Raw genomic sequence first — 26482 nt, 5'->3', positions numbered from 1 at the left:
ATGTTCACCTTACCGACGGGTCATACCGTCGGTAACCTCCGGCGCATCCGGCCTCTCCGAGGAGCACGCATGCCCCCACGCATCCGCATGTCCCCACGCACCGGCAGGACGCGGGCCGCCACCGTCGCGGCCGTCCTCGCCCTCGGTTCGTCCCTGCTGGCCTCCGCACCCGGCGCGGGCGCCGCCGAGGCGGACCCCGCGCCCGTCGACTACTGCCAGGGGCAGTGCGCCGACATCCTGCCGCCCGGCGAGAACGGCAACGCCACCCTCGTCGAGATCCTCGGCAACAAGACGGTCGGCACCCATCCCGCCCACAGCGACGACCAGCTCGACCGGTACAACGCCCTGGTCGACGGGCACACCGCCCTGACCGACCGGAAGATCACCGACTTCTTCAACGACGCCTCCTTCGGCGTCCCGCAGGACCGGGTCGAGTCCGTGACCTCGCCCCGCGACGACGTCACCATCACCCGGGACAAGGCCACCGGCGTCCCCCACATCAAGGGGACCACCCGCTACGGCACCGAGTTCGGCGCCGGATACGCCGCCGGACAGGACCGGCTCTGGCTGATGGACCTCTTCCGCCACATCGGGCGCGGCGAGCTGACCTCGTTCGCCGGCGGGGCGCTCGCCAACCAGGGCCTGGAGCAGCAGTTCTGGCCGCAGGCCCCGTACACCGAGGCGGACCTGGAGGCGCAGGTCGAGTACATCAGGACCCATGAGGGCGCCCGGGGCGAGCAGGCCATGGCGGACGCCCAGGCCTATGTGGACGGCATCAACGCCTACCGCAAGAAGTCCAAGGACGGCCGCTACTTCCCCGGTGAGTACGTCCTCACCGGCAAGATCGACGCCATCACCAACATCGGCGAGATCCAGCCCTTCAAACTGACCGACCTGATCTCGATCGCCTCGGTCGTCGGCGGCCAGTTCGGCGGCGGCGGCGGGGGCGAGGTCCAGGCCGCGCTGTCGCTGCTGTCCGCGCAGCAGAAGTACGGCGTCGCCGAGGGCACGAAGGTCTGGGAGTCCTTCCGCCAGCGCAACGACCCCGAGGCCGTGCTCACCATCCACGACGGCACCGCCTTCCCGTACGCGGGCAAGCCCGCCGAGGCCGTCGGCACCGCGCTCCCGGACCCCGGCTCCGTCACCGCCGAACCCCTGATCCACGACCGCACCGGCTCGGCCGGCACCGGGGTGAAGGCCCCCGTCAAGGCCCCGGCCGCGCTCAAGAAGGTCCAGGGCGTCTACGACGACGGCGTCATCCCGGAGGGCTCGCTGCCCGGCTCCGGGTCCGGCGCCCAGAAGCGCGGGATGTCCAACGCCCTGCTGGTCTCCGGCGCGCACACCGCGAGCGGGAACCCGATCGCCGTGTTCGGCCCGCAGACCGGCTACTTCGCCCCGCAGCTGATGATGCTCCAGGAGCTCCAGGGCCCCGGCATCAGCGCGCGCGGCGTCTCCTTCGCCGGTGTCGGCATGTACATCCAGATGGGACGCGGCCAGGACTACGCCTGGAGCGCCACCTCGGCCGGCCAGGACATCACCGACACCTACGCCGTCGACCTGTGCGAACCCGACGGCTCGGCGCCCACCAAGGACTCCACGCACTACCTCTACCGGGGCGCCTGCACCGCGATGGAGAAGATGGAGAAGACCAACTCCTGGAAGCCGACCGTCGCCGACTCCACCGCCAAGGGCTCGTACCGGATGCAGGTGTGGCGCACGGACTACGGCATCGTCACCCACCGCGCCACGGTGGGCGGCAAGCCCGTCGCGTACACCACGCTGCGCTCCACCTACCGGCACGAGGCCGACTCGATCATCGGCTTCCAGATGCTCAACGACCCGTCGTACGTCACCGACGCCGCCTCCTTCCAGCGGGCGGCGAGCAATATCGACTACGCGTTCAACTGGTTCTACGCCGACTCCCGCACCGCCGCCTACTACAACAGCGGCATGAACCCGGTGCGCGCGTCCGGCGTCGACCCGGCACTGCCGGTCCGGGCGGAGAAGGCGTACGAGTGGCAGGGCTACGACCCGGCGGCCAACACCGCCGCGTACACCCCGTTCGCCGAGCACCCGCACTCCAGCGGGCAGGACTACTACATCTCCTGGAACAACAAGCAGGCCGAGGGGTACGCCGCCTCGGGCTTCGGGCTCAGCGCCGTGCACCGGGGCGACCTGCTCGACGACCGGGTGGCGAAGCTGGTCGACGAGGGCGGCGTGACCCGCGCCTCGCTGACCCGTGCGATGGCGGACGCGGCCCTCACCGATCTGCGCGGGGAGCAGCTGCTGCCCGAGCTGCTGAAGGTCGTCCGCTCCCAGCCGGTCACCGACCCGGACCTGAACGCGGTGGTCCAGCAGCTGGACTCCTGGCGGGCGTCGGGCGCCCAGCGCAAGGAGAGCAGCCCCGGCTCGCACACGTACACCCACGCCGACGCGGTGCGGATCATGGACGCCTGGTGGCCGCGGCTGATCGAGGCGGAGTTCCGTCCCGGTCTCGGCGACGACCTGTACGGGGCGCTCACCGCGAACCTCGCCACCGACGAGTCCCCGGCCGCCAGCCACGGGCCGAGCGGGGCGCACAGCGGTTCGGCCTTCCAGTACGGCTGGTGGGGCTTCGCCGACAAGGACCTGCGCCAGGTGCTCGGGCAGCCGGTCAGGGGCCCGCTGGCCAGGCCGTACTGCGGAGGCGGCGATCTGAGCGCCTGCCGTACGGCGCTGCTGGACTCGCTGAAGGCGGCGGCCGCGGTCCCGGCGGCCGAGGTCTACCCGGCCGACGCGAACTGCAAGGCCGGCGAGCAGTGGTGCACCGACTCCATCGTCCACCGGGCGCTCGGCGGCATCTCCCAGAAGGCGGTCCACTGGCAGAACCGGCCGACGTACCAGCAGGTCGTGGAGTTCCCGGCGCACCGCCCGTGACGCCGTGAGGGCGGGCCCGCGTCCGGCGGGCCCGCCCTCCCCGTCTCACCGGTACTGCAGGTACCGCTTCCGCACGGCCCGGAACGCGGCCAGGTCCGACGCCCACGCGCCCACGACCTCGTCCGTGCCGGCGCCCGCGTCGATCATCGTGCGGACCCGGGTGTTGCCCGTCAGCTTGTCGATCCAGTTGTCCGGCCGCCAGGCGAACCCGCTCCAGGACCGCTTCGCCGTCACCAGCAGCGCGATCCCGGTGCGCACCGGGTCGAAGGCCTCGCGGTCCAGCACGTGCAGCTGGACCCCGCCGACGGTCTTTCCCTGGAACTTGGAGAACGTCGGCGCGAAGTACGCCTCGCGGAAGGCCACCCCGGGCAGTTCCAGCGCGTTCGCCGCGTCCGCCCAGGTGTGGTCGACGCCCTCCGCGCCCAGCAGTTCGAACGGCCGGGTGGTGCCGCGCCCCTCGGAGAGGTTCGTCCCCTCGAACAGGCAGGTGCCCGCGTAGACGAGCGCGGTGTCGGGCGTCGGCATGTTGGGGCTCGGCGGGACCCAGGGCAGGCCCGTGGCGTCGAAGAAGTCCCCGCGCGACCAGCCCGACATCTTCACGATGTCCAGGTCGGCCGGGCGGTCCTTCAGGAACTCGCCGTTGAACAGCAGCGCCAGCTCGGTGACGGTCATGCCGTGCGCCTGGGAGATCTCGCGGCGGCCCACGAAGGTGCCGAACGCCGGGTCGAGCACGGGCCCGAGCGCCGCCCGCCCGGAGACCGGGTTCGGCCGGTCCAGCACGACGAACCGCTTCCCGGCGAGGGCCGCCGCCTCCATGCAGTCGTAGAGCGTCCAGATGTACGTGTAGAAGCGGGCGCCCGCGTCCTGGATGTCGAAGACGATCGTGTCCACGCCCGAGGCCGTGAAGACGTCGGCCAGCGCCTGCCCGCTCTTGAGATACGTGTCGTAGACGGGGAGGCCCGTCGCCGGGTCGTCGTAGCGCCCCTCGGAGCCGCCCGCCTGGGCGGTGCCCCGGAAGCCGTGCTCCGGGCCGAAGACGGCGGTCAGGTCCACCCGGTCGTCGGGGTGCATCACATCGACGATGTGGCGTACGTCGGAGGTGATCCCGGTCGGGTTGGTGACGACGCCGACCCGCTGCCCCTTCAGCATCGCGTAGCCGTCCGCCGCCAGCCGGTCGAACCCGGTCCTGACCCGGCCGTGCCCCTTGCCCTTGCCGTTCGGGGGGCCGGCCGCCGCGGGGCCGGCCGATGCGGCCGTCGCCGCGAGCGCTCCCACCGCACCGCCGGCGGACAGCAATCCACGTCGGGACAGGGTCATGCGGCTACCTCCATGATCGCGATCTCTGTCATGGTCACGCACGCTAGCGCGGGGGACGGCCGGGGGGAACGTGTCGGACGAGGTGTTCCGGACGCCGTCCCGGGCCCGCCGGACCCTTCCCCCACGACATACCGACCGGTTAGTCTGCCGGTGCAGTCGGCTGAGAGAGGCGGGACCGATGAGTCAGGTGCACGGCGCGGGCGTAGTGGTCACGGGGGCCGGAGGCGGCATCGGCGCCGCCCTGGCCCGCAGATTCGCCGACGGGGGCGCACGGGTCGTCGTCAACGACCTCGACGAGGCCCGGATCAAGCCGCTCGCCGAGGAGATCGGCGCCGTCGCGGTCGCCGGGGACGCCTCGGAGATCGTCGGCGCCGCCCGGGACGCCCTGGACGGCACCGTGGACGTCTACTGCGCCAACGCCGGACTCGCCTCGCCCGGCGACCCCTTCGCCGACGAGGAGGTGTGGGCCGCCGCCTGGGACGTCAACGTGATGGCGCACGTCCGCGCGGCCCGCGCCCTGCTCCCGGACTGGCTGGAGCGCGGCAGCGGCCGGTTCGTCGCCACCGCCTCCGCCGCCGGACTGCTCACCATGATCGGCGCGGCGCCCTACAGCGTCACCAAGCACGGCGCCGTCGCCTTCGCCGAATGGCTCGCCCTCACCTACCGCCACCGCGGCGTCAAGGTCCACGCGATCTGCCCGCAGGGCGTGCGCACGGACATGCTCACCGGCGCCGGATCGGCCGGCGAGCTCGTCCTCGCCCCCGGCGCCATCGAGCCCGAGGCCGTCGCCGATGCGCTCTTCGACGCCATGGCCGAGGACCGCTTCCTCGTCCTGCCGCACCCCGAGGTCGCCGGCTACTACGAGACCCGCGCCACCGACACCGACCGCTGGCTCGGTGGCATGAACCGCCTTCAGCGCACCTGGGAGGGGACCGGCGCATGAGCGAGTCGATCTACGCGGCGAAGCCCTGGCTCCCGCTGCTCAGCGAGGCCCAGCGGGCCCCCGTCCACCCCGCCGCGACCCTGGTGCACGCCTTCCGCGCCTCGGCCGCCCGCACCCCGGACCATCCGGCCCTGGCCTATTTCGACGGACGCCTCACCTACCGCGAGACGGACGCCCTCTCCGACTCCGTCGCCGGGCACCTCGCCGCCCGCGGCCTGGAGCGCGGCGACCGGGTCGCGATCATGCTCCAGAACTCCCCGCAGTTCGTCCTCGCCCTCCTCGGCGCCTGGAAGGCCGGGGCGACCGTCGTCCCGCTCAACCCGATGTACAAGTCCGCCGAGGTCGGCCATGTCCTGGAGGACGCCGAGGTCACCGCGCTGATCTGCTCCGACCGCTCCTGGGAGGCGTATCTGCGGGAGACCGCGGCGGCCGCCCCGTCCGTCCGGATCACGGTCACCGCCTGCGAACTCGACCTCCAGACGACGAACGACGAGCGCGTCCTCGGCTTCCCGCGGCTCCCCGCCCCCGACGACACCGACGACCTGGTGACCGTCGCCCGCCACGGCCTCGCCGCCCCCGCCGGCCGGGAGCCCGCCGCCGAGGACGTGGCGCTGATCAGCTACACCTCGGGCACCAGCGGCACCCCCAAGGGCGCCATGAACGCCCACGGCAACATCATGGTCAACGCCGAGCGCCAGCGCACCGGCCACCCGGTCCCCGAGGGCGCCGCCTACTTCGCCCTCGCCCCGCTCTTCCACATCACCGGCATGGTCTGCCAGCTCGCCGCCTGCCTCACCAACGCGGGCACCCTGGTCCTCGCCTACCGCTTCCACCCCGGCGTCGTCCTCGACGCCTTCGCCGAGCACCGCCCGGCGTACACCGTCGGCCCCTCCACCGCCTTCATGGCCCTGGCCGCGACCCCCGGAGTCACCCCGGACCACTTCTCCTCGTTCCGGGTGATCTCCTCCGGCGGCGCGCCGCTGCCGCCCGCGCTCGTCGAGAAGTTCCGCGAGGGCTTCGGCCCGTACATCCGCAACGGCTACGGCCTCACCGAGTGCACCGCCCCCTGCGCCTCCGTGCCGCCCGAGCGCGAGGCTCCCGTCGACCCGGTCTCCGGCACCCTCTCGGTCGGGGTGCCCGGCCCGGACACCGTGGTGCGGATCGTCGACGAGAACGGCGCGGACGTGCCCTTCGGCGAACAGGGCGAGATCGCGGTGCGCGGCCCCCAGGTCGTCTCCGGCTACTGGCGCCTGCCCGAGGCCACCGCCGCCGCCTTCCCCGACGGCGAGCTGCGCACCGGCGACATCGGCTTCATGGACCGCGAGGGCTGGCTCTACGTCGTCGACCGCAAGAAGGACATGATCAACGCCTCCGGGTTCAAGGTCTGGCCGCGCGAGGTGGAGGATGTCCTCTACACGCACCCGGCCGTGCGCGAGGCCGCCGTCGTCGGCGTCCCCGACCCGTACCGGGGCGAGACCGTCCGCGCCTACGTCAGCCTGCGGCCCGGCGCCACCGCGGCCCCGGACGAACTCGGCGCGTACTGCAAGGAACGGCTCGCCGCGTACAAGTACCCGCGTGAAGTCGAGATCCTGGAAGAACTTCCCAAGACCGCGAGTGGGAAGATCCTCAGGCGGGAACTGCGTTCACCCCGTTAGACGCACGCGCGGACGCGCTACGCACGAAGGAAGCACGAAGGAAGGTGGCGGCTATGGCCAAGGCGACGGACGGGGACGGTACCCCCGTCCCCCAGCGGCTGCTGGCCGCCGCCACCCGGCTCTTCGCCGAGCAGGGGTACGACCGCACCTCGGTCCAGGAGATCGTCGAGGCGGCCGGCGTCACCAAGGGGGCGCTCTACCACTACTTCGGCTCCAAGGAGGACCTGCTCCAGGAGGTGTACGCGCGCGTGCTGCGCCTCCAGCAGGAGCGGCTCGACGCCTTCGCCGAGGCCGACGCCCCCGTCGAGCAGCGGCTGCGCGACGCCGCCGCCGACGTGGTCGTCACCACCATCGAGAACCTCGACGACGCCTCGATCTTCTTCCGCTCCATGCACCATCTGAGCCCGGAGAAGAACAAGCAGGTCCGGGTGGAGCGGCGCCGCTACCACGAGCGGTTCCGGGCCCTGGTGGAGGAGGGGCAGCGCAGCGGGGTGTTCTCCACGGCCACCCCGGCCGATCTGATCGTCGACTACCACTTCGGCTCGGTCCACCACCTCTCCACCTGGTACCGGCCGGACGGCCCGCTCACCCAGCAGCAGGTCGCCGACCACCTCGCCGACCTGCTGCTGCGCGCCCTGCGCCCTTAGGGCCTGTCGCGACGGCGTCCGTTCCGGCCCGTCCCGCCCCTCAGCCGTCCCCGCCGGTCAGCCGGGTCAGCAGGGCCTCGGCCGCCGGGTTGCGCGGCCGGGGCGCCCGGCCCACCAGGAGGACGGTCCGGCCCGGTTCGGGCTGGCGGATGCGTACGCACGGCAGGCCCGCGTCCTCGCCGATCCGGCGCGGCACGATCGCCACCCCGATCCCCGCCCGCACCAGATCCACCAGCAGCCGGATCTGGGTGACGTCGCAGGTGATCCGGCGCTCCAGACCGCAGTGCGCGGCCAGCCGCCGCACGGCCGTCTCCAGTCCCGTGCCCGCCCGGAAGTCCACGAACGGCTCGTCCGCGAGATCCTTGATCAGGGTCCGGCCCGCGTGGGCCAGCCGATGGCCCGGCGCGGTGATCAGCACCAGGTCCTCCCGCCAGGTCGCGAACGCCTCGATCCCGTCCGGCAGCCCGGCGTTGTCCGGGGCCAGGAAGGCGAGATCCAGCTCACCGGCCCGCACCCCCGCCACCAGCTCCGGCGTCGTCGCCTCGCGCAACGAGATCTGCACCCCGGGCCACAGCCGGTGGTACGCGGCGAGTTCGGCCGCCAGGTCCACGCAGGTCAGCGTCTGGATCGTGCCGACCCGCACCCGCCCGGTCGCCAGCCCCGACACCGCCGCCACCGCGTCCCGCGCCGCGTCCGTCCCGGCCAGCACCGTCCGGGCCGAGGGCAGCAGGGCGCGGCCCGCCTCCGTCAGCACCACCCGGCGGCCGGTGCGCTCGAACAGCTCGGCGCCCAGCTCCCGTTCCAGATTGCGCACCGAGGTGCTGAGCGCCGACTGCACGATCAGCTCCGCACGCGCGGCCGCGGTGAAACTGCCGTGCGTGACCACCGCCATGAAATGGCGGAGCTGGCGAATCTCCATCCATCTACGGTAGCGATGCCAGCCAGCGAATCCATCTGTTGGACCGAAGGCGCGGTCGGGGTGACGCTGGATGCATGGCACACCTCCAGACGACGACGCGCGTGCCGGCCCTGTGGGCCGTCGCGTACGGCCCCCGCCGCTCCGGAACCGTCCGGTTCCTCGCCCGGTGCCTGCTGCGCGTACGGACCTTCGCCCGCGATCTGGCCCTGGCCGACCACACGGGGTCCGGCGGGTACTGACCGACGGCCGTGGACCGTCGCGTACGGGCGCGGCGGGTCACCACGGAAGGCGCGGGCACGCCGGTCCGCCCCGGGCCGTCCGGGGCCCGAGCGCGTCCCGGAATCGCGCTGGTCGGCCCGGACGCCGCGCGGTTAGCATCCGACGATGCGCACGCCGGCCGACGAACCCCGCCTCGCCCCGGACCGACCGGTCGGCGGCGACCCCGGGCAGCGGCACCGGGCCCTGATCCGGCTGGACGTCCACCTGCGCGCGCACCCCCCGGCCGATGACGCCGAGGCGGTCCGCCTCGCCGCGCTTCTCCCGGCCGAGCCGACCGGGGTGCCGGAGGCGGACCTCCTCCTGGCCGGGCTCTACCGGCGCCTCGGCCACCACCGGGGCGACCGCCCCCGCCCCGCCTGGCGCACGGCCGAACCGCTCCCCGCCCGCGTACGGATCGCCTGGCTCCGCGCCGATCTGCTCCACGACCCGGCGGCGGCCCTCGCCGACGAACCGCCGGGCGAGGCCCTGTACCAGGCCGTCCGCGCGACGGACCCCACCGCCGCGCACCACCCCGCCCGCCTCGTCGGCGCACTGGCGGACAGCGGCGACCCCGTCCTGCGGACCGAGGCGCTGCGCCTGGCCCGCGAGGGGCTGTACGCCGCAGTGCTCGCCCCGTCCCAGGTGCGGCGGACGCTGCTCGGGCTCCTGGCGACGGGCGGCGACCCCGTCGTCGCGGGCGCGCTCGGCCTCCTGGCGGAGCCGTGGGCGGCGACGGCGCCGCTGCGCGCCGGTGCGCTCGAACCGTTCCTGTTCCCGGGGGCCGGGAGGGACGGGGCGCGGTCCGCGTACGAGCACGAGGGCACAGGCCCGCGCCCCGCCGGGTCCGGAGAACCGGCCGGGACCCGGCACGCGGACCCCGCCGTCGCCGAGGCCGCCCTGCGCGCCGCCGCGTGCCACGGGCACCGTGACCTCCTGTTCCGGGTCCTCGCCGACCCGGACCGCCCGCCGCTGCTGCGCAGGCGGGCGGCGGAGGCGCTGGGCGGGCTCGCGGAGCGGGGCGACATCGCGGAGCTGACGGCCCTCGCCTCCGGCGACCCGCTGCTGCTCGGCGGGCCCGCCCTGACCTGTCTGCGCGGGCTGCACCGGCGCGGCCACTTCCCGGACGGTCCGGCGGTCCCTGCCGTCGTCGGGCTGGCCCTGGCCGATCACACGCTTCCGCCCGACGACGTGGCGACGGTCCTGCACACCGTCCGCCACGAGGCGCTCCGGGTGCTCACGGACGCCCCGGCCGCCGATCCGGGGTGGCCGCGCCGGCTCGCGCTGCTCGTGGCGCTGGCCGGACAGGGGGCCGGGGACCTGCCCGCCGGAGAGGCCGTCGTCCGGCTGCTGCCCGAGGCCCAGGACCCCGTGCCCTTCCTCGCGGCGATCCGCGCCCTGCGTCCGGCGGACGCCGAAGAGGCCGTTCTCGCCCTGCTGCCCCGGGCACCCGCCGCCGCGCTGGACGCCCTGGAGGCGGTCGGCGGCGAGCGGACCGTACGCGCCCTGCACGAGGGACTGGGCACCACGACGGGCGCGACGGCCCCGTATCTGCGGTCCGTCGCCCCCCGCGCGGTCGAACTGCTCCGGGCACTGGACGACGACCCGGACCGGCGGCGCGCCCTGCTGGACCGACTGGATCCGGACGATCTGCCGCCCCGGATCGCGGCCGGGCTCGGCGCACCGGACGCCCGGGAGACGGCCCTGCTCACCGCGCACCTGGCGGCGGAGGAACCGGAAACGGCGCTGCGCCGGCTCGCGGCCCACGGCGACGCGGGGACACTGCCCGCCCTCGCCGGACTGCTGCTGCGGATCGTCGAGAGGACGGCCGCCGGGTGGAGCCCCGACGCACCACCCCGCGCCGGCGAGGACGGCCGGCCCGCCGGGGAACCCGCCGTGGCACAGGACGTCCTCGACGCGCTGGCCGGGCTCGGCCGGCGGCTGTACGCGCGGGGCGCGATCCGGCCCGTCTGCCTGCTCGACGCCCCCGACGCCGTACCGGCGGGACACGCCCTCGTCGCGAGCACCGCACTGGACCTGCTGGACCGGCCCGGACTCTCCGACGACGCGCGGGTGGTCCTCCTCGAACTGCTGCTCAGGACCCCCTGGCCGGGCACCCGCGCCCGGGTCCACCCGCTGCTGCGCCACCGCGACCGGCACGTCCGCAAGCACGTCGTCGCCCTGCTCGGCCAGGACACCACCGGCCGGGACGCCCGAGCGCTCTCCGCTACCCTCGTCGCGCTGACCCGGGCCCCCGACATCCAGACCGTCCGCCAGGCCCTCCTGGCCCTGGGCCACGCCCGCGCCCACTGGGCCTCCGCCGCCGTCGCCGCCTGTCTCGACCACCCGAACACGAACATCAGGAAGACCGCGGCCCAGGTGCTGGGCCGCGTCCACGAGGACGCCCCCGACGGCACCGCCGCCCCGGCCGCCCTGCCCGCCCTGCTCGACCGGCTGGGCCGCGACACCAACCCCGGACTGCGCACCGCGCTCGTCGCCGCCCTGCGGGCCGTCCTGGGCCGAGTCCGGAGCGACCCGCCCGGCCCGCGGCACCCGGCACCCGCGCACACCGCACCGGCCGGATTCCCGCACCGGACACCGCGGGCCACGCCCCACGGGCGTACGGCGGAACCTTCCGGGCTCGGCACGGGCGACGCCTACGCGGCCACCCTGCTCGCCGCCGCCGAGCACAGCACCGACGAGGCCGTCCGGCTCCGGATCCTGGAGGGCCTGGACGGCGTCCTCACCGCCCGCGCGGTCCTCGCCCTCGACGCCCAGCGCTCCCCGGTGGCCCGGCCCCTCCTCACCCTGGCCGCCTCCCACGCGTTCACCCTCGCCGACGGCGCGCGGGACGACCTGGCCCCGGCCCTGACCCGCCACGGAATCCCCCTCCCGCCCGTCCCCGAACCCCCCGACTCCGTGGACCGCGCCATCGACGCCCTGGTGACGACCGGCTGGGACCCCGCCACCGCCCTCCGCCTCGCCGAACACTCCGGTCCGCTCACCCCCGCGCAGACCGCGCGCCTGCGGCCGACGCTCGCGGACTGGCTCGCCCTCGTCCCCGAACGACGGCCTCTCGGCCCGGTCCTGCGCCTCGCCCTGGCCCTGTGCGCCGACGACTTCCCGTTCGACATGGAGGAGGGGAGCGGCGGTCCGTCCGGTACGGGGGAGGGGCGCGGCGGTGCGGTCGGATCGGGGGACGGGCACCGGTTTCCGGGAAGCGGTGGCGCGTTCCGTACGGGGGAGGGCGGCCGGTCCGCCGGGCGGGCGGCGCTCGTGCGGGCCGTGCCCCTCCTGCTCGACGCCCTGGCCGCCGCCCGCGACGCGGACCGGTACGCGCTCATCGGCGTCCTCGAAGCGGTCGCCCCGCTGGTTCCGGCCCCCGAACGGCCGGATGCCGTCGCCGCCGTACGCGCCCTCGCCCCCGTCCCCGCACGGCCCGGCCGGTCCACGCTGACGCTGCTGCGCCGCCTGGACGCGGTCCTGGTCCGGGACGACCTGGACCGCGCGCTCACGGAGGCCGGGCTCGGCGCCGACCCCTGGCGGGCCGAGACGGCGGTGCTGGCCGAGGCGTTCGGCGTCACGGCGGCCGGGCCCGACGCCGTACCCCCGTCCGCACCGCGCCCCGGGACCGCCCGGACCGGCGGCGCGCCTTCCGACGACCCGGGCACCACCGCCGAGGAGCCCTCCTCACGCCGGCGCCTCGCCGGACTCGTCGCCGCCCACCGCGCCGCCGCCCCCGGCGAACGGGCCGCGCTCGTCGACCGGATGGTCCGGCTCCAGCCGCTCGACGCCCCCGAGTGGACGCTGGCCGAACGGGCCCGCGCGCGCCGCCCGGACGCACGGCGGGTGCGGGACGGCGATCTGGACCAGCCGCGTTCGGCGGCCCAGCGGGAGAGGCTGCTCGCGCTGCTGGCCTCGGACGAGGCGGACCGCCGGCAGGCGGCCGCCGACGCGCTGGCACGGTGGCCCGAACCGGAGGTGCGGCTCCTCGTGCTCCGGGCCCATCTGCGCGGCCGGGTGGACCTGCCGGCCGGGGCCGGGCTCGTGGACGCGGCGGCCGGGCTGGACGAGGCGGAGCTGAGGAGCGGGGGAATCCGGCGCGACCGGGTGGCCGCCCTCGCGGCACGCCTCGACCCCCGGGCCCGGGAACGGCTGCTGCCGCTGCTCCTGGAGTGGTGGCGGGACGCGCCGCCCGCCGAGGCGCGGGCCCTCGGCGACGCCCTGCGCGCCCACCCCGCCGACGCCCTGGCCGAGGCGCTGCGGGACCGTCTCGACGCCGGGGCCTGGGGCTTCCTCGACCTGCTCGCCGGCCGGCCGCTGCTGCGCACCCCGGCCCTGCTCCGCGTCCGCGACCGGCTGCGCGCCGAGGGCCACGGCGAACGCGCCGACCTGCTGCGGCTGGTGACGGGCCCGCTGCGGGACCCGGACAGCGGGCGGCCGGGCACGGCGGAGGCGGACGCCCACGCCCCCGACGGGCCCGGACCCGTGCCGCGCGGACACCGCCCGACCCGGCACGAGCTGCTGGATCTGGCCGAGACCGGTACCCCGGACCAGATCTGCCGGGCCCTCACCGATCTGGCCGGGGCCCACACCGGTCCCGGGCCCGATCCGGATCCGCGCCTCGCGGCCCTCCTGGACGGCCTGCTGACCCACCCCCGGCCCCGCGTCCGGCTGCGCGCGCACCGCACCTCGCGCACGATGCTCGGCCGGGACGCGCACCTGCGCCACACCGCTCTTCTGCTGGAGGACCCCCGCCCCGACGTGGTCCGCATGGCCGCCCGCACGCTCTGCCGGGCCGGCTGGGCACCCGCGATCCCCGCGGTGACCGCACTCCTCGGCCATCCGCACCCCGCCGTCCGCGAGACCGCGGCCGCGTCCCTGACCGGACTCGGCGCCCCGGCCGTCCCGGCCCTCCGGCACGCCGCCGCACACGCCCGTCCGGACCGCCGCTCCCGCTACACGGAGGTCCTGGACCGCATCGGGACCGGGTGACCCGGGACCGGAACGCCCCACCGCCCGCCCGGGGCGCCCAGGCGCCCACCGGCCGGGCGGACGGGGCCGGCGGCGGACGGGCCCGGCGCACCGGCGGGCCGGCCGGCCCAGGACCCCGGCCCGGCCGACCCCGCCCCGTGCCTACAGGTACCGCTTGATCTCGCGCCGGGCCAGCGACCTCTGGTGCACCTCGTCCGGGCCGTCGGCCAGACGCAGCGTGCGGGCCGAGGCCCACAGCTCGGCGAGCGGGAAGTCCTGGCTCACGCCGCCCGCGCCGTGCAACTGCACGGCCTGGTCGAGGATGGCGACGACCGCGCGCGGGGTGGCGATCTTGATGGCCTGGATTTCGGTGTGGGCGCCCCGGTTGCCGACCGTGTCCATCAGCCAGGCGGTCTTCAGCACCAGCAGCCGCAGCTGCTCGACCGTGACCCGGGCGTCCGCGATCCAGTTCTGCACCACGCCCTGCTGGGCGAGCGGCTTGCCGAAGGCCGTACGGTCCACCGCGCGCCGGCACATCAGCTCGATGGCGCGCTCGGCCATGCCGATGAGCCGCATGCAGTGGTGGATGCGGCCCGGACCGAGCCGGGCCTGGGCGATGGCGAAGCCGCCGCCCTCCTCGCCGATCAGATGCGACGCCGGCACCCGTACGTCGTCGAAGACGACCTCCGCGTGGCCGCCGTGCCAGTGGTCCTCGTAGCCGTACACCTGCATGGCCCGCTTCACCGTCAGGCCCGGGGTGTCGCGGGGGACGAGGATCTGCGACTGCTGGCGGCGGAGGTCCGCGCCGTCAGGGTCGGTCTTGCCCATGACGATGAAGATCGCGCAGTCGGGGTTCATCGCCCCGGAGATGTACCACTTGCGGCCGTTGATCACGTAGTCGTCGCCGTCGCGGGTGATCCGGGTCTCGATGTTGGTCGCGTCCGAGGAGGCGACCTCCGGCTCCGTCATCGCGAACGCGGAGCGGATCTCACCGTTCAGCAGCGGCTCCAGCCACCGCTTCTTCTGCTCGTCGGTGCCGAACTCGGCCAGCACCTCCATGTTCCCGGTGTCCGGCGCCCCGCAGTTCGTCACGGTGGGGGCCAGCCGCGGTGAGCGGCCCAGGATCTCCGCCAGCGGGGCGTACTGGAGATTGGTCAGTCCCGCGCCGTGCTCGGTGCCCGGCAGGAAGAGGTTCCACAGGCCCTGCCTGCGGGCCTCCGCCTTGAGGTCCTCCACCACCGGCGGGGTGTCCCAGGGGGAGGAGAGCGCGGCGCGCTGCTCGTCCGCGGTGCGCTCGGCCGGGTAGACGTGCTCGTCCATGAAGGCGAGGAGCCGGCCGCGCAGCTCCTCGGTCCGGGCGTCGAATGCGAAGTCCATGGGTGGGTCAGCCTTCCTGGAGGGTGGTGAGGCCGTGCTCGATGAAGACGGGGACGAGGTCGCCGATGCGGTCGAAGCCGCCGCCGACCGTCTGGCCGAGGGTGTAGCGGTAGTGGATGCCCTCCAGGATCACGGCGAGCTTGAACCAGGCGAACGCCGTGTACCAGGAGATGCCGGAGGTGTCGCGGCCGGAGCGGGCGGCGTAGCGCTCGATCAGTTCGGCCGGCGCCGGGTGGCCGGCGGCTCCGCTGGTGGTGGAGACCGGAGACTCGGCCAGACCCAGGTCGGAGCTGTACATGACGAGCAGTCCGAGGTCGGTGAGCGGGTCGCCGAGGGTCGACATCTCCCAGTCGAGCACGGCCCGGATCGTGTCGTCGGCGCCGATCAGCACGTTGTCCAGGCGGTAGTCGCCGTGGACGACCGTCGGCGCGGGGGAGTCGGGCAGCCGCTTGCCGAGCGCGGCGTGCAGCTCGTCGATGTGCGGCAGTTCGCGGTTGCGGGAGGCCTCCAGCTGCTTGCCCCAGCGGCGCAGCTGACGGTCGAGGAAGCCCTCGGGCCGCCCGAAGTCGGCCAGGCCCACCTCCGCGGGGTCCACGGCGTGCAGATCGACGAGGGTGTCGACCAGACCCAGCACCGCCGTGCGGGTGCGCTCGGGGCCGAGCGGGGCGAGCTGTTCGGCGGTGCGGTACGGGGTGCCCTCGACGTACTCCATGACGTAGAACGGCGCGCCGAGCACCGTGTCGTCCTCGCAGAGCAGCACCGGGGCGGGCACCGGCACCGCCGTCGGGTGCAGGGCGCTGATCACCCGGTGCTCGCGCTTCATGTCGTGCGCGGTGGCCAGGACGTGGCCCAGCGGCGGGCGGCGTACCACCCAGCGGCCGGAACCCGCCGGATCCGTGACGATGTACGTCAGATTGGAGCGGCCGCCCTCGATGACCCGGGCGTCGAGCGGTCCGTTCACCAGGCCGGGCAGCTCGCGGTCGAGATGTCCGCGCAACCGGTCGAGGTCGAGACCTGGCGGGTGGACTGGGCTCATCGTGCGCACCTCCGGGCGTGAGTGAAACGTCGGAGTTCATGATGCCGACCAGTCGGTATGTCGTCCAGTGCGCCCCGGGGGCGGAGTGCGCCGGGTTCGGTCCGCATCCCGGTCGCACTCTGGTGTTCAGTCGTATCTCTGAATACAGTTCACGTATGAATACCGCATGGCTGATCGACGACGTCCGGCTGACCCCGATCCTGATCGCCGACCCCCCACTGCTGAACACCCAGGGGGTCCACCAGCCGTACACCCCGCGGCTCGTCGTGGAGATCGTCACCCGGGGCGGGGTGACCGGCGTCGGGGAGACCTACGGCGACGGCAGGTACCTCGAACTGGCCGAGCCCCTGGCCAGGGCCCTGGTCGGCCGCCCGGTCAGCGATGTGAACGGGCTGTTCGCGCTGGCCGACGCGGTGTGCGGTGATTCACGCGCCGCCGACGAGGGCGTCGACGCGGGCGGACTGCGCGGTGTCCAGAACGCGGACAAGCTGCGGCTCTCGGTCGTCTCCGGCTTCGAGGTCGCCTGCCTGGACGCGCTGGGCAAGACCCTCGGCCTGCCGGTGCACGCGCTGCTGGGCGGCAAGGTGCGCGACAGCGTCGAGTACAGCGCGTACCTCTTCTACCGCTGGGCCGAGCACCCGGAGGGCGGCGAACGGGACGACTGGGGCGCCGCCCTGGACCCCGCCGGTGTCGTCGCCCAGGCCCGCCGCTTCGCCCGCGACCACGGCTTCTCCTCCTTCAAGCTCAAGGGCGGTGTCTTCCCGCCCGACGAGGAGATCGCCGCCGTCCACGCGCTCGCCGAGGCGTTCCCCGGGCAGCCGCTGCGCCTGGACCCCAACGGCGCCTGGTCGGTGGAGACCTCGCTGTACGTCGCCGACCGGCTGAAGGGCGTCCTGGAGTATCTGGAGGACCCGGCGAGCGGCACGGAGGCGATGGCCGAGGTGGCCGCCGGCACCGGCGTCCCGCTCGCCACGAACATGTGCGTCACCACGCTCGCCGAACTCCCCGGGGCCTTCGCCCGCGACGCCGTCCAGGTCGTCCTCTCCGACCACCACTACTGGGGAGGCCTCCACCGCACCCGCGAACTGGCCGCGATCTGCCGCACCTTCGGCGTCGGGCTCTCCATGCACTCCAACACCCACCTGGGCATCAGCCTGGCCGCCATGACCCATGTCGCGGCCACCGTGCCGAACCTCGACTACGCCTGCGACAGCCACTACCCCTGGCAGACCGAGGACGTCCTGACCACCCGCCATGTCTTCACCGACGGCCGGCTCACCGTCTCCGACGCCCCCGGACTCGGCGTCGAGCTCGACCGGGAGCGCCTGGCCGCCCTGCACCGCCGCTGGCTCGACGACGACGGCACGATGCGCGAGCGCGACGACGCCGCCGCGATGCGCAAGGCCGTACCGGACTGGGAGACGCCCGCCGTCCCGCGCTGGTGACGGGCGCGGGGCCGCGGGCGGCCGCGAGGCACTAGAAGAGCATCGCCACGGCGAACACCGCGAGCGCCACCGTGCACGCCGCGGCCGACAGCGCCGCCCGCGCCCCCAGCGCCGGCGGGTGCGGGCGCCCCATGCTCTGCACCCGCCGGTGGGCCACCATCAGGAAGCCCAGCCACGCCAGCGCGCTCATGGACAGCGCGATCACCGTGGCAGGCCCGCCCCCGCCCTGGAGCGCCTGCTTGCAGGCCAGCACCGCGGCGACCGTGCAGGACAGCGTCGTACGCCGCCAGGCCAGCCGGGTCCGCTCCGGCTGGAGCCCGGGATCGCGCTCCGCCGCGCTCACCGCCCCTCCCAGCCGAAGAGGACCACCACCACCATCGCCACCGCGACCACCGCCACCGCGATGCCCAGCAGCGTCGGGAACCGGGAGACCGGCAGATCCTCCCCGCGCCGCATCGCCCGCTCGCACCGCACCCAGTGGTTGACCGCGCGCAGCGCGCACAGCACCCCGGACGCCAGCATCGCGAGCGCCAGCCCCGCCCGGATCGCCCAGGCCAGCTCCGGAAGGAACTGGTCGACCGCGAAACCGCCGCCGATCAGCGCGAGCGCGGTCCGGATCCAGGCGAGGAACGTCCGCTCATTGGCCAGCGAGAAGCGGTAGTCGGGGGTCTCGCCCTCGTCGCGGATCCGCTGCGGCGCGAACCACAGCCGCAGACCCCGTACAAATTCGTTCACGTACGGACCTTATCCGGCGCTTTGCGAGGGTTCCCGGGCCGGACCGGGGAGAGCCGGCGCGGCCCGGTCACGGCACCTCCCGGAAGGCGCGCAGCCGACGGTAGGCCTCCAGCCCGTCGGGCACCCACGGCCAGTCCCCGCCGCCGGCCCGCCCCTCCAGTTCGGCGTCGGTGAGGAAGGTGTGCCAGGCGACCTCCTCCACCTGCGGCCGTACGGGCAGGACGCACCGCACCTGGTAGACGTACGACCACCAGACGTGCCCGCCGCCCCGGTAGAGGAACTTGAACAGCGGCTCGGGCCGGGGCAGTCCGGACACGCCCAGCTCCTCCTCCGCCTCGCGCAGCGCCGCCTCGTCGTAGGACTCCCCGGCCCCCACGACCCCGCCCACGAACATGTCGTAGTGCGAGGGGAACACGGCCTTCGTCGCCGTCCTGCGGTGCACGAAGATCCGGCCCTCGGCGTCCCGGGCCTCGACGAAGACGCAGCGGTGGGGCAGACCCCGCGCGGTCGCCTCACCGCGCGGGGCCCGCCCCACGACCACGTCGTGCTCGTCGACGATGTCCAGGATCTCGTCGGAAGGGCTTCTCGCCCCGTCGGGATTCATGCCCCCATCCAACAGCAGCCCGCGGACACCGCCGCCGGGTCACTGCCCCATGACGTACTTGACGGTCGGACCGGTGGTCCAGCCGCCGTCCACGGCCAGCTCGGCGCCGGTGACGTACGAGGCGGCGTCCGAGAGCAGGAAGACGACGGCCTCGGCTATCTCGCCGGCCTCGCCGACCCGGCCCATCGGGGTGTTCGGGTAGTTGCCGTCGCCCTGACGGATGCCCACGGACGAGGTCATCGGGGTGTACACCATGCCCGGGTGCACGGAGTTCACCCGCACCTTCGCGGTGCCCAGCTCCACCGCGCCGACCTTCGTCAGCCCGCGCACGCCCCACTTCGACGCGCCGTAGCTGGACGTCAGCGCCAGGCCCATCAGCCCGGCCGCCGAGGAGATGTTGACGATCGAACCGCCACCGTTCTCCTTCATCACCGGGATCACCGTCTTCATGCCGATGAACACGGCCGTCAGATTGATGTCGATGACCTTGCGGAAGTGCTCGACCGTCTCCGTCTCCAGCGGCTGCCCGGTCGAGACCCCGGCGTTGTTCACCAGGCCGTCGATCCGGCCGAAGGTGTCGAGGGCGAACGCGGCGACGCGGTTCCAGTCGTCCTCGGAGGTCACGTCGTGGTGGACGAAGCGGGCCTTCGGCCCCAGCGCGGCGGCGGTGGCCGCGCCCTCCTCGTCGAGCACGTCCGTGATCACCACGTCGGCTCCGGCCGCCACCGCGAGGCGCGCGGCCTCCGCGCCGAGGCCGCGGGCGGCCCCGGTGATGACGACGGTCCGGTCGGTGAGATTGTGCTTCTCGGTCATGCCATGTCCTTCGTGCGGTGCGGGTGGTTCACGCGGCCCCGGGCGCGGGGGCGCCCAGGAACGCGGTGGTGGTGACGACGAGATCGGCCAGGAACAGCTCGCGGCCGGTCAGCGGCCGGGTGCCGTCCAGCGCCTGCCGGGCCCGGTCGGCCAGCGCCGCGCCGATCAGGGTGAGTGCCAGGTCCAGCCGCTCCAGCCGGACCGGCCGGGGCAGCTCCTCCAGGGCCCCGGCGATCCGCCCGATCAGCCGCCCGTAGGCGGTGCCGTCCAGCGCCGGGTGCGGCCGGCCGGTCCGCAGACCGGTCTCGTGGCTCAGCTGGGCCGAGATCCGCAGACAGCGCCGGCCCCGGTCGTCGGCGAGCAGGCTCGCCTCCGCCGTCACCAGCGCGGTGAGCAGCTCCGGTATGCCGCAGTCCGCGGGCAGTGCGTCCAGCAGCGGTGCGACGACCCGCTCGGTGCGCTCCTGACGGCCCGCCATCACGGCGTCCAGCAGTCCGGCGCGGGAACCGAAGTGGTACTGCACCGCCGAGGGATTGCTCTGCCCCGCCAGGGCCACGATGTCGCGCAGCTGCGCGCCGTCCGTGCCCTGTGCGGCGAAGACCTCCTCCGCCGCGCGGATCAGCTTCTCCCTGGTCTCGTGTCCCGACGTTCTCGCCATACCGTCAATGTAATGCTGGCCATTATTAATTGCCAGGGCCGGCCGGTGTGAGACAGCGGACAGCGGCTCCGCCCCCGGTCTCAGCGCGGCTGGAGATCGCGGTCGCGCCGCCCGCCCACCGGCCCCTCCGGCATCGCCGGATGCAGCCCCAGCAGCACGATCCCGGCCACGATCGCCGCCAGCCCGGCCGCCTGCCACGCCAGCGCCCCGGCGTCGGTCCGCACCCGGTCGCCCAGGAAGCCGATCCCGCAGGCGATCCCGGCCAGCGGCTGAGCGGCCGTCAGCGCGGGGAGCGACAGCCGCAGCGGGCCCGTCTCGAAGGCGCTCTGCACCAGGATCAGCCCGCTGACCCCCAGCACCAGCACCGCGTACGGCTGCCAGCCGGTGACGAGCGCCGTCCAGCCGCCGTCCGAGAGCCGCTGCCCGCTCACCCGGGTCAGCGCGTCCTGGAGTCCGTACAGCAGCCCGGCCGCCACGGCCAGGAGCGCGGGGGAGACGCCCGAGCGGGTGCGCCGGGCGAACGCGGTCAGCAGCAGCGCCAGGCCCACCACGATCCCGATCACCAGCCAGTGCCGCAGCGGACTCGACACCGCCTGCCCGCCCTGCGGCTCGCCCGCCACCAGGAAGGCGGCGACCCCGCCCGCCAGCAGCCAGAGCCCCGCCCAGCCCTGCCGGCCCAGCCGCTGCCCGGTCCGGTGACGGGACAGCGCCATCGCGAAGAGGAGATTGGTGGCGAGCAGCGGCTCGACGACGGAGACCTCGCCCTTGCCGAGCGCCAGGGCGCCCAGCACCATCCCGCAGACCATCAGACCGATCCCGGCCAGCCAGCTCCGCACCCGCATCAGGTCCAGCAGCAGCCGCGGCGAGAGGTAGTCGCTCCGCGGGGCACGGCGCGCGGCGGCCTGCTGGAGGACGAAGCCGAAGCCCAGACAGCACGCCGCGCTCACGGCGAGCACCAGAACCAGCACCGACATGCTTCTCCACCCCGAGCCGGGCCGAAAGGAGGGTGTGATGTGGTTCGACGATAACGGCTGCGCGGCCCGGTGCGACCGTGGCGCGGCCGACCGGACGGTTGACGCGGGGACGGCCCGTGCCGAAGATCTGACGCACCAGTAACTTCGCGCCCGGCCGTCACGGGCGGCGCGCGCTCCTCCACCGGACCGCGGCCCGGTCGCCCCGACAAGGACGGAACCCCATGGCGTACGACGCTGACGTGATCGTGATCGGGGCGGGACTCGCGGGGCTCGTCGCCACCGCGGAACTCGTCGACGCGGGCCGCTCGGTCCTCCTGCTCGACCAGGAGCCCGAGCAGTCGCTCGGCGGCCAGGCCCACTGGTCCTTCGGCGGCCTGTTCCTCGTCGACTCGCCCGAGCAGCGCCGCATGCGGATCAAGGACAGCGGCGAACTGGCCCTCCAGGACTGGATGGGCACGGCCGGCTTCGACCGCGACGAGGACCACTGGCCGCGCAAGTGGGCCGAGGCGTACGTCGACTTCGCGGCCGGCGAGAAGCGTTCCTGGCTGCACGCCCAGGGCCTGCGGCTGTTCCCGGTGGTCGGCTGGGCCGAGCGCGGCGGCTACGACGCCAACGGCCACGGCAACTCCGTGCCCCGCTTCCACATCACCTGGGGCACCGGCCCCGGCGTCGTCGCCCCCTTCGAGCGCCGGGTCCGCGAGGGCGTCACCAAGGGGCTCGTCACCTTCCGCTTCCGCCACCGGGTCACCGGTCTCGCCCGCACCGGGGGCGCCGTCGACACCGTGACCGGCGAGATCCTGGAGCCGAGCGCCGCCCCGCGCGGCACCGCGAGCGGCCGGGAGACCGCCGGCACCTTCGAGCTGAGGGCCCAGGCGGTGATCGTCACGTCCGGCGGCATCGGCGGCAACCACGACCTCGTGCGCAAGCAGTGGCCCGAACGGCTCGGCACCCCGCCCGCCAAGCTGCTCTCCGGCGTCCCCGCCCACGTCGACGGGCTGATGCTCGGCATCGCCGAGGAGGCCGGCGCCCACCACATCAACCGCGACCGGATGTGGCACTACACCGAGGGCATCGAGAACTGGGACCCCGTCTGGGACAAGCACGCCATCCGCATCCTGCCCGGCCCGTCCTCCCTCTGGCTGGACGCGACCGGCAAGCGGCTGCCCGTCCCGCTCTTCCCCGGTTTCGACACGCTCGGCACCCTCGAACACATCATGCGCACCGGCCACGAGTACACCTGGTTCGTCCTGGACCAGAAGATCATCGGCAAGGAGTTCGCGCTCTCCGGCTCCGAGCAGAACCCCGATCTGACCGGCAAGTCGGTCCGCGGCGTGATCGGCCGGGCCCGCGCCGACGTCCCGGGACCGGTGCGCGCCTTCATGGACAAGGGCGTCGACTTCGTCGTCGAGAAGGACCTCGGCGCCCTGGTCCGGGGCATGAACGCGCTCACCGGGGACGGGCTGATCGACGAGGACGCGCTGCGCCGCGAGATCACCGCCCGCGACCGGGAGATCGCCAACCCCTTCACCAAGGACCTCCAGATCACCGCGATCAGGGGCGCCCGCAGCTACCTCGGCGACAAACTCATCCGTACCGCCGCCCCGCACCGCATCCTCGACCCGAAGGCCGGGCCGCTGATCGCCGTCCGGCTCAACATCCTCACCCGCAAGTCGCTCGGCGGCCTGGAGACGGACCTGTCCTCCCGGGTCCTGACCGCCGACGGCACCCCGCTGGCCGGGGTGTACGCGGCCGGTGAGGCGGCCGGTTTCGGCGGCGGCGGGGTGCACGGCTACCGCTCCCTGGAAGGCACCTTCCTCGGCGGCTGCATCTTCTCCGGCCGGGCGGCGGGCCGGGCGGCGGCGAAGGCGGTCGGCTGACGGCGGCCGGCCGAGGGGCCCCGGGCGCGTCCGTCCGATGGGGTTCCGGGGGCGGAACCGTGGGGAGACGCCCCTGTCCGGGCATGGGAAGAAGATGCCAGGAGTAGCCGAACCCGTCATCAACCTCGTCCGGCGCACCACGGAGCCCGTGGCGGCGCAGACCCTGCGCTCCACGGGCGCCGCGGTCATCGCCTATGCGGTGGCGACCGCGGCCCTGACCGAGCCCGCACCCCTGACCGCACCGCTGACCGCACTGCTCGTCGTCCAGGTCACCCTCTACGCCACCGTCACCATGTCGGTCAAACGCGTGGTGGCCGTCGTCGTCGGCGTCCTCATCGCGAGCGGTTTCAGCGCCCTGGTCGGTCTGTCCTGGTGGAGCCTGGGACTGACCATCTTCACGGCGCTGATCATCGGCAGACTGGTCCGGGTGGACGAGTTCGTCCCCGAGGTGGCGATCAGCGCCATGCTGGTCCTCGGCGTCACCTCGCACGCCGCGCGGTCCAGCATGGCGTGGGAGCGCGTGTACGAGACCCTGATCGGCGCCGGTGTGGGTCTGCTGTTCAACCTGCTGTTCGCCCCGCCCGTCTGGGTGCAGACCGCGGGCGCCTCCATCGACGGGCTGGCCCGCGAGATGGGGGAGATGTTCCGCGATCTGGGCAGCGACCTCGCCCGCCCGGTCACCGTCGCGGAGGCGGCCGACCGGCTGCACCGGGCCCGCCGTCTCGACCACGACATCGTGGAGGTGGACGCCTCCCTGCGGCAGGCCGAGGAAAGCCTCATGTACAACCCGAGGGTGCGGCAGGGGCTGCTGCACCGCGTGGTGCTGCGGACGGGGCTGGACACGCTGGAGATCTGCGCCGTCGTCGTCCGGGTGCTGTCCAGGACCCTGACCGACCTCGCCAAGGACCGGGGCGACGCACCCCAGTTCCCGGCCGAGGTCGCGGCCCACATGACGGAACTGTTCGAACAGATGGCGGGGGCCATCGAGAGCTTCTCGCTGCTCATCACGACCCCGGTCGCCGCCAGCGCCGACGAGGCCGAGGACCGGCTCACGGACGCGCTCGACACCAGCCGCAGAACCCGCGACCTGGTGGCGGACATGCTGCTGGCCGCCGTCCAGGAGCATCCCCGGAAGTGGCAGCTGCACGGGGCGCTGCTCGCCGAGGTGGACCGCATCCTGGACGAACTCGACATCGAGAAGCGCGCCGAGCGCCTGGGCCAGGAGCTGGACCGCCGCTCGGCCGTGCTGCACGAACGCCACCCTCGGCTGCTCGCCTTCCGCCGCCGCCTGGGACTGGAGAAGGGCGCGGGGCGCGGCAAGCGGACGGAGACCGGGGCGCGGTGAGACCGGTCAGCCTTCCGCGCCCGCCTCGACGCGCTCGACCACCCGGAACCGCTCGGCGACGATCATGGTCTCGTCGTCCACGGTGAACTCCGGGTCGCCGAGCGCGTCCCGCATCTCCTCGCTGTGCCAGAACCGCTCGTGGCCCGCCCGCCACTCGGCGACCGACGCGTAGCCCTCGCCCTCGTCCAGCGCGTGCCGGAGGTCCACGTCCGCCAGCCGCAGCACCCGTACCCCGGTCACTTCCAGTACGGCGACCTCCCGGCCGTCCGAGTCGATGAGGGCGGACCGCTCGCCGACCGGCGGCAGCTCCTCCTGCTCGATCTCGTACTCGACGAGCAGTCCGGAGGTCGACACCTTCCGCCCGTCCAGGACCGCGGCGACCAATTGGTCGCGCAGCGGCCCGGGGAAGGCGAGCAGGAAGGGCTTGAGTGCTTCACGGTTCGGCATGGGCGTCAGTCTGGCACCCGGCCCCGGACCGGCGCGCGGCGAAATCTGACGGGACGGTGACGGCCCGCCGCCGGCCCTGGCGCACGGGCGCCCCGGGTGCTCGAATCGTGGAGTGAACAGTTCCCCACCCGATGACGGCCCGGAAGACGACGGCCCGGACGGCGTCGGCGCCCCTGTCGGCCGCCGCGTGGTCCTGGCCATGCTGGGCCTCGGCGCCGCCGGACTCGTCGCCGCGCCCGTGCTGCAACGGACCCTGGAATCGGGCCTGGGCGCGGTGGCCGGAAAGGACCCCACGGGGCTCACCGGACTGCTGCCCAACGGCGGCGGCTTCCGCTACTACTCCGTGGCCTCCTCCGTACCGGCCAAGGGCGCCGCCGACTACCGGCTCACGGTGGACGGGCTGGTCGACCGCCCGGCCGCCTACACGCTGGACGCGCTGCGCGGCATGGAGCAGACCCGTACAGTCCGGGACGTCCAGTGCGTCACCGGCTGGCGGGTCCCGGAGACCGCCTTCGAGGGCGTGCGGCTCTCCGCCCTGCTGGACGCGGCCGGGGTGCGGCCCGGGGCGAAGGCCGTCCGCTTCACCTGCTTCGACGGGACCTACAGCGAGAGCCTGACCCTCGGCCAGGCCCGTCGCGCCGATGTGCTCGTGGCGCTGCGGATGAACGACGAGCCGGTGTCCCACGCGCACGGCGGGCCGGTACGGCTCTACGTGGCCCCGATGTACTTCTACAAGTCGGCGAAATGGCTTTCCGGGATCACCGTCACGGACTCCGTACGCCCCGGTTACTGGGAGAAGCTCGGTTATGACGTCGACGCCTGGGTCGGCCGGTCCAACGGCCGCGACGACGCCCCCACGGTCTGAACCGGCGGGCCGGGTCCTCCGGTTCGCCCGCCCGGCGCGCCTGGTGCACCGGGCCACCGCCGCGCTGATGCTGCTCTGCGTGGCCTCGGCCGCCTGCCTGTACGTGCCGCAGCTCGCCGAACTCGTCGGGCGCCGCCACCTGGTGGTCACCGTGCACGAGTGGTCCGGGCTGCTCGTCCCCGTACCGCTGCTCGCGGGTCTGGCGGCGCGGTCGCTGCGGGCGGACCTGCGGCGGCTCAACCGGTTCGGGCCGCACGACCGGCGGTGGCTGCGGGCGGCGCTGCGGCGCGACCGGCGGCCCGGTGCGCGGCCGGCCGGGAAGTTCAACGCCGGGCAGAAGCTGTACGCGGCGTGGATCGCCGGGGCGGTGCTGGTCATGGCGGGCACCGGGCTGCTGATGTGGTTCACCGGGTTCGCCCCGCTGGTGTGGCGCACCGCCGCGACCTTCGTCCACGACTGGCTGGCCCTCGCGGCGGGCCTGGTGCTGGCCGGCCACATCGCCCTGGCGTGGGCCGACCCGGAGGCACGCCGCGGCATGCGCTCCGGGTCGGTGGGCCGGGAGTGGGCCCGCCGCGAGCACCCGCTGTGGGCGCCCGGGGCGGGGGACCGGCTAGGGCGTGTCCGGAAAGTAGCGCCGTCCGCCCGTAGGGCGGGCTCGGCGGCGTCTGGTGCGTGCGATC

The 26482-nt window shown here is 74.3% G+C and carries 21 protein-coding genes and 1 pseudogene; 11 read left to right on the top strand and 11 right to left on the bottom strand.

Annotation, left to right across the window (positions count from 1 at the left end):
• Positions 1-87 precede the first annotated feature (87 nt).
• A complete protein-coding gene (locus ACZ4FH_RS25720) occupies positions 88-2916 on the top strand; it encodes a penicillin acylase family protein (RefSeq protein WP_467307816.1) in 2829 nt (942 codons plus the stop codon).
• Positions 2917-2961: 45 nt separating this feature from the next.
• Here the strand turns inward: ACZ4FH_RS25720 and ACZ4FH_RS25715 are convergent, their stop codons facing one another.
• Positions 2962-4233, bottom strand: coding sequence for an exo-beta-N-acetylmuramidase NamZ family protein (locus tag ACZ4FH_RS25715; RefSeq protein WP_467307706.1), 1272 nt, complete (start codon positions 4231-4233; stop codon positions 2962-2964).
• Between the two features lie 178 nt (positions 4234-4411).
• Between ACZ4FH_RS25715 and ACZ4FH_RS25710 the strand changes: the two genes are divergently transcribed.
• From ACZ4FH_RS25710 to ACZ4FH_RS25700, 3 genes are read left to right on the top strand one after another with little or no spacing between them, the layout of a single operon-like run.
• Positions 4412-5176 (top strand): SDR family oxidoreductase, encoded by a 765-nt coding sequence (locus ACZ4FH_RS25710; RefSeq protein WP_467307705.1) that lies wholly within the window; start codon positions 4412-4414, stop codon positions 5174-5176.
• Positions 5173-6831, top strand: a complete 1659-nt coding sequence (locus tag ACZ4FH_RS25705; protein WP_467307703.1) for a class I adenylate-forming enzyme family protein — start codon at positions 5173-5175, stop codon at positions 6829-6831. Before ACZ4FH_RS25710 ends, ACZ4FH_RS25705 begins: the two co-directional genes overlap by 4 nt.
• 53 nt (positions 6832-6884) lie before the next feature.
• Positions 6885-7478 carry a TetR/AcrR family transcriptional regulator gene (locus tag ACZ4FH_RS25700; protein ID WP_467307701.1) on the top strand — a complete coding sequence of 198 codons (594 nt, stop codon included), beginning with the start codon at positions 6885-6887 and terminating at the stop codon, positions 7476-7478.
• 40 nt (positions 7479-7518) lie between these two features.
• On the opposite strand, the gene ACZ4FH_RS25695 is transcribed toward ACZ4FH_RS25700, so the two are convergent.
• Positions 7519-8397 carry a LysR family transcriptional regulator gene (locus ACZ4FH_RS25695; RefSeq protein WP_467307700.1) on the bottom strand — a complete coding sequence of 293 codons (879 nt, stop codon included), beginning with the start codon at positions 8395-8397 and terminating at the stop codon, positions 7519-7521.
• Between the two features lie 74 nt (positions 8398-8471).
• Between ACZ4FH_RS25695 and ACZ4FH_RS25690 the strand changes: the two genes are divergently transcribed.
• Positions 8472-8636 (top strand): hypothetical protein, encoded by a 165-nt coding sequence (locus ACZ4FH_RS25690; protein ID WP_385104261.1) that lies wholly within the window; start codon positions 8472-8474, stop codon positions 8634-8636.
• A 145-nt stretch (positions 8637-8781) separates the two neighbouring features.
• Positions 8782-13647, top strand: coding sequence for a HEAT repeat domain-containing protein (locus tag ACZ4FH_RS25685; protein WP_467307699.1), 4866 nt, complete (start codon positions 8782-8784; stop codon positions 13645-13647).
• A 141-nt stretch (positions 13648-13788) separates the two neighbouring features.
• Here the strand turns inward: ACZ4FH_RS25685 and ACZ4FH_RS25680 are convergent, their stop codons facing one another.
• Together ACZ4FH_RS25680 and ACZ4FH_RS25675 are read right to left on the bottom strand one after the other, a co-directional pair.
• Positions 13789-15003 carry an acyl-CoA dehydrogenase family protein gene (locus ACZ4FH_RS25680; protein ID WP_467307698.1) on the bottom strand — a complete coding sequence of 405 codons (1215 nt, stop codon included), beginning with the start codon at positions 15001-15003 and terminating at the stop codon, positions 13789-13791.
• A 7-nt stretch (positions 15004-15010) separates the two neighbouring features.
• Positions 15011-16039, bottom strand: a complete 1029-nt coding sequence (locus ACZ4FH_RS25675; RefSeq protein WP_467307697.1) for a phosphotransferase family protein — start codon at positions 16037-16039, stop codon at positions 15011-15013.
• A 155-nt stretch (positions 16040-16194) separates the two neighbouring features.
• Between ACZ4FH_RS25675 and ACZ4FH_RS25670 the strand changes: the two genes are divergently transcribed.
• Positions 16195-17484, top strand: a complete 1290-nt coding sequence (locus ACZ4FH_RS25670) for a glucarate dehydratase family protein (protein ID WP_467307695.1) — start codon at positions 16195-16197, stop codon at positions 17482-17484.
• 31 nt (positions 17485-17515) lie between these two features.
• Here ACZ4FH_RS25670 and ACZ4FH_RS25665 read toward each other — a convergent pair whose 3' ends face one another.
• The 6 genes from ACZ4FH_RS25665 to ACZ4FH_RS25640 form a co-directional block, all read right to left on the bottom strand.
• Positions 17516-17827: a DUF202 domain-containing protein gene (locus ACZ4FH_RS25665; RefSeq protein ID WP_467307693.1), complete on the bottom strand. Its 312-nt coding sequence runs from the start codon at positions 17825-17827 to the stop codon at positions 17516-17518.
• The gene (locus ACZ4FH_RS25660; RefSeq protein WP_467307691.1) at positions 17824-18219 is read right to left on the bottom strand and encodes a YidH family protein; all 396 of its coding nucleotides are present in this window, start codon (positions 18217-18219) and stop codon (positions 17824-17826) included. The genes ACZ4FH_RS25665 and ACZ4FH_RS25660 overlap by 4 nt, the downstream gene beginning before the upstream one ends.
• A 67-nt stretch (positions 18220-18286) precedes the next feature.
• Positions 18287-18823, bottom strand: coding sequence for an NUDIX domain-containing protein (locus tag ACZ4FH_RS25655; RefSeq protein ID WP_467307690.1), 537 nt, complete (start codon positions 18821-18823; stop codon positions 18287-18289).
• Positions 18824-18862: 39 nt separating this feature from the next.
• Positions 18863-19636 carry a glucose 1-dehydrogenase gene (locus ACZ4FH_RS25650; protein ID WP_467307689.1) on the bottom strand — a complete coding sequence of 258 codons (774 nt, stop codon included), beginning with the start codon at positions 19634-19636 and terminating at the stop codon, positions 18863-18865.
• Between the two features lie 28 nt (positions 19637-19664).
• A complete protein-coding gene (locus tag ACZ4FH_RS25645; protein WP_467307687.1) occupies positions 19665-20294 on the bottom strand; it encodes a TetR/AcrR family transcriptional regulator in 630 nt (209 codons plus the stop codon).
• A gap of 80 nt (positions 20295-20374) precedes the next feature.
• On the bottom strand, positions 20375-21268 hold the full coding sequence (locus tag ACZ4FH_RS25640) for a DMT family transporter (protein WP_383650049.1): 894 nt from the start codon (positions 21266-21268) through the stop codon (positions 20375-20377).
• 221 nt (positions 21269-21489) lie between these two features.
• On the opposite strand from ACZ4FH_RS25640, the gene ACZ4FH_RS25635 reads away from it, so the two are divergent.
• Both ACZ4FH_RS25635 and ACZ4FH_RS25630 read left to right on the top strand, forming a co-directional pair.
• Positions 21490-23145, top strand: coding sequence for an FAD-binding dehydrogenase (locus ACZ4FH_RS25635; protein WP_467307685.1), 1656 nt, complete (start codon positions 21490-21492; stop codon positions 23143-23145).
• Positions 23146-23239: 94 nt separating this feature from the next.
• Entirely contained in the window at positions 23240-24490 is a 1251-nt protein-coding gene (locus ACZ4FH_RS25630; RefSeq protein WP_467307684.1) for an FUSC family protein, read from the top strand.
• Between the two features lie 6 nt (positions 24491-24496).
• Here ACZ4FH_RS25630 and ACZ4FH_RS25625 read toward each other — a convergent pair whose 3' ends face one another.
• Positions 24497-24937, bottom strand: a complete 441-nt coding sequence (locus ACZ4FH_RS25625) for an ASCH domain-containing protein (RefSeq protein WP_467307682.1) — start codon at positions 24935-24937, stop codon at positions 24497-24499.
• A 112-nt stretch (positions 24938-25049) separates the two neighbouring features.
• On the opposite strand from ACZ4FH_RS25625, the gene ACZ4FH_RS25620 reads away from it, so the two are divergent.
• Both ACZ4FH_RS25620 and ACZ4FH_RS25615 read left to right on the top strand, forming a co-directional pair.
• Positions 25050-25802 (top strand): molybdopterin-dependent oxidoreductase, encoded by a 753-nt coding sequence (locus ACZ4FH_RS25620; RefSeq protein WP_467307681.1) that lies wholly within the window; start codon positions 25050-25052, stop codon positions 25800-25802.
• Positions 25744-26397: pseudogene (locus ACZ4FH_RS25615) on the top strand (cytochrome b/b6 domain-containing protein); the annotation flags it as partial. The gene ACZ4FH_RS25620 and the pseudogene ACZ4FH_RS25615, both read left to right, overlap by 59 nt.
• Positions 26398-26482: the final 85 nt, after the last annotated feature.

The organism is Streptomyces sp. NPDC024555 (genome assembly GCF_055559335.1).
Note: the sequence above shows the minus strand (reverse complement) of the source record. Positions and strands in the feature narration are given on the sequence as shown.

Bases quoted from the DNA above. Each gene is read 5' to 3' on its own strand.
- ACZ4FH_RS25700 (WP_467307701.1), top strand. From the start codon at position 6,885: ATGGCCAAGGCGACGGACGGGGACGGTACCCCCGTCCCCCAGCGGCTG.
- ACZ4FH_RS25690 (WP_385104261.1), top strand. From the start codon at position 8,472: ATGGCACACCTCCAGACGACGACGCGCGTGCCGGCCCTGTGGGCCGTC.
- ACZ4FH_RS25715 (WP_467307706.1), bottom strand. From the start codon at position 4,233: ATGACCCTGTCCCGACGTGGATTGCTGTCCGCCGGCGGTGCGGTGGGA.
- ACZ4FH_RS25680 (WP_467307698.1), bottom strand. From the start codon at position 15,003: ATGGACTTCGCATTCGACGCCCGGACCGAGGAGCTGCGCGGCCGGCTC.
- ACZ4FH_RS25695 (WP_467307700.1), bottom strand. From the start codon at position 8,397: ATGGAGATTCGCCAGCTCCGCCATTTCATGGCGGTGGTCACGCACGGC.
- ACZ4FH_RS25640 (WP_383650049.1), bottom strand. From the start codon at position 21,268: ATGTCGGTGCTGGTTCTGGTGCTCGCCGTGAGCGCGGCGTGCTGTCTG.
- ACZ4FH_RS25635 (WP_467307685.1), top strand. From the start codon at position 21,490: ATGGCGTACGACGCTGACGTGATCGTGATCGGGGCGGGACTCGCGGGG.
- ACZ4FH_RS25655 (WP_467307690.1), bottom strand. From the start codon at position 18,823: ATGAATCCCGACGGGGCGAGAAGCCCTTCCGACGAGATCCTGGACATC.
- ACZ4FH_RS25675 (WP_467307697.1), bottom strand. From the start codon at position 16,039: ATGAGCCCAGTCCACCCGCCAGGTCTCGACCTCGACCGGTTGCGCGGA.
- ACZ4FH_RS25685 (WP_467307699.1), top strand. From the start codon at position 8,782: ATGCGCACGCCGGCCGACGAACCCCGCCTCGCCCCGGACCGACCGGTC.
- ACZ4FH_RS25705 (WP_467307703.1), top strand. From the start codon at position 5,173: ATGAGCGAGTCGATCTACGCGGCGAAGCCCTGGCTCCCGCTGCTCAGC.
- ACZ4FH_RS25710 (WP_467307705.1), top strand. From the start codon at position 4,412: ATGAGTCAGGTGCACGGCGCGGGCGTAGTGGTCACGGGGGCCGGAGGC.
- ACZ4FH_RS25670 (WP_467307695.1), top strand. From the start codon at position 16,195: ATGAATACCGCATGGCTGATCGACGACGTCCGGCTGACCCCGATCCTG.
- ACZ4FH_RS25720 (WP_467307816.1), top strand. From the start codon at position 88: ATGTCCCCACGCACCGGCAGGACGCGGGCCGCCACCGTCGCGGCCGTC.
- ACZ4FH_RS25645 (WP_467307687.1), bottom strand. From the start codon at position 20,294: ATGGCGAGAACGTCGGGACACGAGACCAGGGAGAAGCTGATCCGCGCG.
- ACZ4FH_RS25650 (WP_467307689.1), bottom strand. From the start codon at position 19,636: ATGACCGAGAAGCACAATCTCACCGACCGGACCGTCGTCATCACCGGG.
- ACZ4FH_RS25625 (WP_467307682.1), bottom strand. From the start codon at position 24,937: ATGCCGAACCGTGAAGCACTCAAGCCCTTCCTGCTCGCCTTCCCCGGG.
- ACZ4FH_RS25630 (WP_467307684.1), top strand. From the start codon at position 23,240: ATGCCAGGAGTAGCCGAACCCGTCATCAACCTCGTCCGGCGCACCACG.